Consider the following 7,432-nt stretch of genomic DNA (forward strand, 5'->3'; position numbering starts at 1 on the left):
TGTCCCGTCCCTGCCAGCTTGCCGTCGATCGCGGATCGTCTCGCGATGATCACGGTGCGCTGGCCGGGTTCTGTGTCGCGCCCTCGCCCGGCTGCGCGGCCGTTGTCAGCGCGATGCGCTGCGGCTTGGGCGGCCGTGCACCGCCAACCCGTGAAGCCGCGCGCTCCTGCCGCGCTGCCTCGCGCGCGATGCGGTCCGCCTCCTGCGCGATCGCCTTGCGGGTCGCCGCCGACATCGACGCGCGCTCCATCAGTGCGGTCGCCTGGTCGCGCTGGCGGTTTGCCAGCATCCACACGGCGGCATTGCTGACGATGCGGGGATTCGCCCCATCGAGCTGCAGGGCCTGCATCACCGGCACGCGGGCCTGCTGCAACTGTCCGGCGCGCATCAGCGCATAGCCCAGGTCGCTCGCCACCAGGGCATTGGTCGGATCGCGCGACAACGACGCTTCGAGCTGCGTCACCGCTTCGCCGAAATCGCCGCTGCGGCCGGCCAGCAGGCCGAGGCCGTGATAGGCCCGCGCGGCGTAACCGGTGCCCAGCAGATTCCGGTAGGCGACCGCGGCGGCCTCGTCCTGTTCGGTTTCGCGCAGCGCATCGGCGCGCAGCATCGCCACGTCGGCGTTGTCGCCGAAGCGTTGCTGATAGGCGTCGAGATGCGCGAGCGAGGCGTAGTACAGCCCCTGCTGCTGCATCCGCTCGATCAGTCCGCGGTACACGGCCCGATCGTCGTACTGCTCCTGCGCCTGCTTGTCCTGCAGCTTGGACAGCGCGATCTGTGCGTCGGCCTGCTTGCTCATCAGCGAGGCTGGGTCGCTGGTGGTGGCGCAGCCGGCGGCGAGCCAACTTGCGGTAGCCACGGTAACCGCGGTCAATGTCCGACGCCAACGCGTTGCCACGGGCAGAAGACTGCCCTCTCCCCCGGCCCCTCTCTCGCGCGCGGGAGAGGAGAGAAAACACGCCGCCACATGCCTCCCGCTCGCGGTAGAAGGAAGAAAACATGCCACCGCACGTAGCGCGCTAGCAAACACCGTCATTGCATATCTCCAGCAAACTTCGCCAGCATCCGGATCACGCCAAGGAACCCCGGTCCCGCGGTCACGATCAGCAGCACCGGCAGCAGGCTGACCACCATCACGCCGGTCATCTTCACCGTCAGGCGGCCGACCTTTTCCTTCAGGCGCATCTTGCGCGCCTCCTGCAGCCGCAGGCCGAACAGCTTCAGCGGCTCCTGCACCGCGCCGCCGAAGCGATCCACCTGGTTCAGCAGCATGATCAGATTGCGCAGGTCCTCGCTCTCGAACAGCTTGCCGATGCGTTGCAGCGTCTGCTCGCGCGAGCGGCCCGAGGCGAACTGGTCGTTGGCGCGCTTCAGTTCGGGCCCCAGCACGGGCAGCATGCTGCCGAACTCGGTGACGATCAGCTGCAGGCTCTGGTCGATCGACATGCCGACCCCTTGCAGCAGCCGCAGCATGTCGACCAGCACCGGCAGTTCGTCGTCGAGCTGGCGCATCCGGCCGGCGGCACGCCGACGCAGCACCGACTTGAACGCGAGAAAGGACACCGCGAAGCCGCCGAAGGCGGTAAACACCGCGCCCTGCAGCGATTCCGGCAGCCGCCACAGCATCAGCACCGCGGCGATCAGCAGCGGCACACAGAGTCGCAGGCCGCCGAAGATGGCGCGGGCCTTGGGGCCATACCAGCCGCACTGTTCCAGCAAGCGGAGTTCTTCAGGGCCGACGATGGCCTTGCCGATTGGACTGGCGAGCCAGCGTTCGTCGAAGCGGCCGCCGAGCTGGGCGCCCAGGCGCGCCCGTGCTCCGCCGGCGCCGCCCACGCCGCCCACACCCACACCACCCGCACCCACACCACCCGCACGGCCCGCGCCCGCGGCCGGCGCTGTCGACGCTCCCGACGCATTGACCGCGCCGGTTGCTGCGGCGGACGCGTTCGCCGCCGGCATCGCACCTTGACGCCCGGCAGCAGGCACCGCTCCGCCCGACGACGCCGCCCCGGGCTCACCCACGGCCGTCTTCGCGCCCTGCCCCGCCGCCGCCCCCTGCCGCGCCAGCGCGGCGTCCAGCGTGCGCGCCGAGCGCCAGCGCAGCCACCACTGTTGCAACAGCGGCAGGGCGAGCGCCGCCACACCGAGCGCGGCGATCAGCAGGCTGAGAGCGATCAGGCTGTCACGGTTCATCGCATCGCCCCTATACCGAACGCGCCAGCCGATACAGCAGCAGCGCGCCGACGATCTCCAGCCCGAACGCCGCCATCAGCATCAGGCGGCCCGACGGATCGTTCCACATCATCAGCAGGTAGCCGGCATTGAACACGAACATCAGCCCGGCCACGACCACCGGCAGCAAACCCAGGATCCACGCCGACATCCGCGTTTCCGCCGACAGCGCCGACAGTTCGCGCTGCGCCTGCTCGCGGTCGCGCATATAGGCGGCGGTGCGTTCCATCACGATGTCGGCGCGGCCGCCGTAGCGCGTGGCGAGCCGCAGCACCGAGGCCAGCAGGATCAGTTCGTCGAAGCGATAGCTGCGCGCGACCTGCATCACCGCCTGGTCCAGTTCCTTGCCGGCGCGCTGCAGATGCACCGCCTGCACCAGGCACTGGCGCAGCGGCAGTTCGGTATTGCCGATCGCATGCTGGAACGCCGCCGGTACCGCGCTGCCGATCGTCATCAGCCGCACCACGCCATCGAGAAACCCCGGCAGCTGCTCGCACAGGCGCTGATGAAAACGGATCGTGCGGCGCCACAACAGGCAGGCACAGATGGCAAGGCAGACCACCGCCATCGCGGCGGCCGCGACCAACCCGCCGCCGATCAAGGCCGCGGCGCACAGCAGCAGCGGTGGCCCGCCCCACAGCAGATAGGTGCGGCGCGTCGGCTCGAGGTCCGCGCGCCGCAGCAGATCGGCCCAGCGGCGCTTGAAGTCGCGTGGCCCGGTGACGGGAGGCAGCTCGGCCGCGGACGCATAACGAGAACGTACCTGCTCGGTCTGCGCCTGCACGAAGGCCCGCGCCGCCTCGCGCTGCGCACGCGTGCCGGCCTGCGCCAGCAACAGCAGGCCGGCGCCGAGCAGCAGCAAGGCGATGGCGGCGATGGCCAGGGCGGCGCTAGACATCGAAGCGGCCCAGCGGATCGTCCATGCCGAAACCGGCCTGACGCAGGCGCGCCAGCTTGGGCGAATGTGGCAGGATGCCGAGCGACTGCCAGCGGTCGACCTCGACGCCATCCGGTCCGATATACGGGTCGTGGCGATACAGTTCCTGCGTGGTGACGATGTTGTCGCCCATGCCGGTCACTTCGGTGATCGACAGGATGCGGCGCTTGCCGTTCGACAACCGGCCGATCTGCACGATGAAGTCGATCGCATTGGCGATCTGCCGGCGCAGGCTGACCTCGCTGCCCTGGAAGCCGGCGAAGCCCGCCAGCATCTCGAGCCGGTACAGGCACTCGCGCGGGCTGCTCGCGTGGATGGTGCCCATCGAGCCATCGTGGCCCGTGCTCATCGCCTGCAGCATCTCCAGCACCTCGCCGCCGCGCACTTCGCCGACGATGATCCGGTCCGGCCGCATGCGCAGGCTGTTGCGCAGCAGGTCGCGGATCGACACCACGCCGGTGCCCTCGAATCCGCCGGGCCGGCTTTCGAGGCGGACCACGTGGGGATGGTTCAGCGCCAGTTCGGCGGTGTCTTCGATGGTGATCACACGCTCGCTGTCCGGCACGAAGATCGCCAGCGCGTTCAGCAGCGAGGTCTTGCCCGAGCTGGTGCCGCCGCTGACCAGGATATTGCAGCGCGCCTTGACGGCGGCCTCCAGCAGATCGCCGATCTCCTGGTTCATGGTGCCCAGCCCGAGCAGCGCCTCCGGCGTCAGCGGATCCTTGCGGAACTTGCGGATCGACACCACCGGCCCCTGCAGCGCCAGCGGCGGGATCACGACGTTGATGCGGCCGCCGTCGGGCAGCCGGGCATCGACCATCGGATTCGATTCGTCGAGGCGCCGGCCGATCGGCGCCAGGATCCGGCGCACGATGCGCAGCAGATGCCCGGCATCCGCAAAGCGCACCGGGATGCGTTCGAGCATGCCGTGGCGCGACACGTAGACGTCGAGATGGCCATTGACCAGGATGTCCTCGACCGCGGGATCGTTCAGCAGGTCCTCGATCGGACCGAAGCCGGCCAGTTCCTTGGTCAGCGCCTCGGCGATCTGATGCAGTTCGGCCTCGTTGATCGGAATCCGGCGCAAGCGCGTGAAGCTCTCCAGTTCGAGATCGACGAAGCGCTGGATGGCGGTGCGCGACCAGCGGCCGAACTCCGCGCCCAGTTCCTCGATGCGCGTCAGCAGGTGCTCGTGCGCGGCTTCCTTGATCGTGTGGAATTCCTGCGAGGTCGGAAACGGCGCGGCGGCGTTGTCGGAGAATTCGATCGGTTGCGTCATCTCAATGGTCTGCCTTGTTCTTGCCTGCTGCATGGCCCAGGCGCAGCCGCTGCACCGCCTGCGCGATCGGCTCCAGCCATCCGGGGCCCGAGGCGCGCGCTTCGCAGCGGTAGCCGAGGCGCTCGAGCATCGGCGCCAGCGCGCGGACGTAAGGAGCGGCGGGCTGCCGGTCGGCCAGCACCACGCCGCTGTTCATCGCGGCCAGCATCGTCTCGCGGCAATCGGGCAGCGTGCCGGCCAGCGGCAGCTCGAGCCGCTGCGCGATCTGCTCCGCGTCGAGACCGAGCCGTGCCTGATAGCGGGACACCACCAGCCGCATCGACTCGCGGCCCGCCTCGCGACGGCCCAGTTCCTCCAGCAGCTCGGCCGCCGACACGATCGCCGCGACGCTCTGCTCGGCCACCACCAGCACCTCGTCGGCGACCTTGATCAGCTGGGCCATGAAGTCGAGATTGCTGAAGCCGCCGAGGTCGATTACCTGCAGATCGAAATGGCTGCGCAGGGTGCCGAGCAGCGACAGCGCCTCCGAGAACGAGATGTCGCGCAGTTCGGCCAGCGTCTGCGGCAGCGGCAGCACCGCGACGCCACCGGCATGCCGGGTCAGCGCGGTCTGCACGAAGACCTGGTCGAACCGGCGCAGATTGCGCACGGCCTCGACGAAGTGGAAGCCCGGCGCGACGTTGGTGTACAGAGCGCCGTCCCGCGCCGGCAAGCCGAGGTCGAGCAGCAGCACCTCGCCGTTCTGCCGGCGCCGCGCGGCCACCGCGAGATTGGTGGCCAGCGTGGTCGCGCCCACGCCGGGCCGCGCGCCGAGCACCGCCAGCACCTTGCCGCGGCGCGCCGGCTGCACGACCTCGCGCGTGGCCAGCAGCCGCTGCACCGTGGCAATCGCATTGGCGGCGGGCGAGCGCATGTCGACGAAGTCCTTCACGCCTGCACGCAGCGCCGCCAGCATCAGCTCGGGCTCCTGCGCCTCGCCCAGGGCGACCAGCGGCAGGTTCGGGAACAGCCGGGCCAGTTGCTGGCCGAGCCGGGTCGAGGCCTGGGCATGCTCCGCGCTGAAATGCAGGAACACGATGCCCGGATTGGCGGTGCCGATGCGCTCGACGATGCCGTCGCGCGAGGGGTCGACGCCATCGACCGCATGCACCTGGCCCAGCGGCGCCAGCGCACGTTCGAGCCAGCGCCGCGGCGCCTCGCCGGTGGTGTTCAACAGGAAGGTCGCATTGCTGGCCACGGGGGCCGCATCGATGGGGGGCAGCGTCATGTCCATGCCTTCCTCTACCTCGAAAAGCCCGGCAAGGCCGGATCGACCAGTTCGCCGCCGAGGAACTTGCCCCAGACCGGTGGATTGGCGGAGGTGCGGCCGTCGGCCCCGACCCGCGCCGCCGCGCTCGAACCCTTCGCCAGCGGTCGCACCAGGTGCGGCGTGACGATGATCACCAGTTCGCGGTCTTCCTGGTGGAAGTTCAGGTTCTTGAAGAAGGCGCCGATCAGCGGCAGGTCGCCGAGCACCGGCACCTTGTCGATATTGCTGACCGTATTGCGGCTGACCAGGCCGCCGATCACGAAGCTCTCGCCATCGCCCAGTTCGACCGTGGTGTCGGCGCGGCGCGTGACGATCGCCGGGATCGTCGCGCCGTTCATCACGATGCCGCGCGAGGGATCGAGATCGCTCGCCTCGGGCGCGACCTTCAGTGCGATGCGGTCCGGCGACAGCACGGTCGGCGTGACGGTCAGGCCGATACCGAACTGCTTGTAGTGGATCGTCGTGGTGCCCAGTGCCTGCGCCACCGGGATCGGGATCTCGCCGCCGGCAAGGAAGCTGGCGCTCTGCCCGGACAGCGCAACCAGGCTGGGCTCGGCCAGGATGCGCGCCATGCCGTTGCCTTCAAGCAGGCTCAGGTTGGCGAAGATGCCGTGGCTCATCGAGGCCGCGACCAGGTTGAAGGCGCTGCTGATCGGCGCGGTCGATTCCGTGGCAAGGCCGCCGCCGGTGTTGCTGCCGCCCGGCCGCGGCGTGAATGTGGCCCTGGTCAGTGTGGACGGCGAGAAGCTGCCGAACGCGAAGCCGGAGCGGTTGCGATAGAAATTGAAGCCGGCCTGCTTCAGCACGTTCCTGCTGATCTCGACCACGCGCACGTCGACCTGCACGGTGCCGCTGACCGGCACGGTCGAGCGGTCGATCACCGGACCGTTGCCCACCGTCGCGCGCGCCGCCTGTTGCGCGCCTGCGGCGGCCGCGGCATCGGCGGACTGGCCGCGGATGATGGCGCCCTGCCCCGCGACGTCGATCTGCGCGCCCTGGCCGTCGGAGGCCATCGCATCGACCTGCACCGCGTAGCGGATCGGCGCCTCGCCGGACGGCCACACCATCAGATCGGTATTGCCGGGCTTGCGTGCGACCAGCAGTACGGCGGTGCTCGCGCCGCGCGATTTGAGCAGCAGGGCGTCGGCGACGTCGGGGTTGCCGATGGCGATGCGTTCGAGCTGCCGGCCGATACGGATTTCGCGCTGCGCGCCGACGGCGAGGGTCACACGCTGCGACGGCCCTTGCGCGGTGGGCTCGGCGCGATCGCTGACTTGATCGCCGGCCTGAGCGCTGCCCTGCGCGCTGCCCGGAGCGTTTGCCGGCGCGCGGGATGGCGCAGGCTGCGCGCCCAGCGGCGCGGGGCCGAGCAGGCTTGCCGCCAATAGCAGCGCCGTCAGCGTACGGGATTGGCGCGGCCGGTGGAATGACTTCATGTGGAAGGACACAGCGGGAAAGGCCTGGAAGTGGAATCGACGCGCCGTCGGCAGCGGGGAGGTCATCGTCGTGTCCCTATTCGATGGCGCGCTTGCCGGCGCGGATCACTTCGACACCGGCAGGCGAGGCCGCGGCGGCGGGCCTGGCCTGTGCGATCTGCGGCGGCTCGGGGCGCGCGACGAGCGTGCGCGGCTTGGACGCACCGCCGGCGAGGCCGGCCAGCGCGACCCAGGCC

Annotated in this window: 6 protein-coding genes; all 6 read right to left on the reverse strand. The window is 69.9% G+C overall.

Features of this window, described 5'->3' with window-relative positions; genetic code table 11:
- Positions 1-49: 49 nt before the first annotated feature.
- Positions 50-859: a tetratricopeptide repeat protein gene (locus tag F1599_RS05445; protein ID WP_190286312.1), complete on the reverse strand. Its 810-nt coding sequence runs from the start codon at positions 857-859 to the stop codon at positions 50-52.
- A gap of 173 nt (positions 860-1,032) precedes the next feature.
- Positions 1,033-2,196, reverse strand: a complete 1,164-nt coding sequence (locus F1599_RS05450) for a type II secretion system F family protein (RefSeq protein ID WP_150082437.1) — start codon at positions 2,194-2,196, stop codon at positions 1,033-1,035.
- A gap of 10 nt (positions 2,197-2,206) precedes the next feature.
- Positions 2,207-3,133 (reverse strand): type II secretion system F family protein, encoded by a 927-nt coding sequence (locus F1599_RS05455; protein WP_149319896.1) that lies wholly within the window; start codon positions 3,131-3,133, stop codon positions 2,207-2,209.
- Positions 3,126-4,451, reverse strand: a complete 1,326-nt coding sequence (locus F1599_RS05460; protein ID WP_149319895.1) for a CpaF family protein — start codon at positions 4,449-4,451, stop codon at positions 3,126-3,128. Before F1599_RS05460 ends, F1599_RS05455 begins: the two co-directional genes overlap by 8 nt.
- A gap of 1 nt (position 4,452) precedes the next feature.
- Complete coding sequence (locus F1599_RS05465; protein ID WP_149319894.1) at positions 4,453-5,718, reverse strand: AAA family ATPase; 1,266 nt, start codon at positions 5,716-5,718, stop codon at positions 4,453-4,455.
- Positions 5,719-5,732: 14 nt separating this feature from the next.
- A complete protein-coding gene (locus F1599_RS05470; protein WP_223819485.1) occupies positions 5,733-7,262 on the reverse strand; it encodes a type II and III secretion system protein family protein in 1,530 nt (509 codons plus the stop codon).
- Positions 7,263-7,432: the final 170 nt, after the last annotated feature.

The sequence above is a fragment of the Cupriavidus cauae genome (genome assembly GCF_008632125.1).
GTDB classification, from domain to species: Bacteria; Pseudomonadota; Gammaproteobacteria; order Burkholderiales; family Burkholderiaceae; genus Cupriavidus; species Cupriavidus cauae.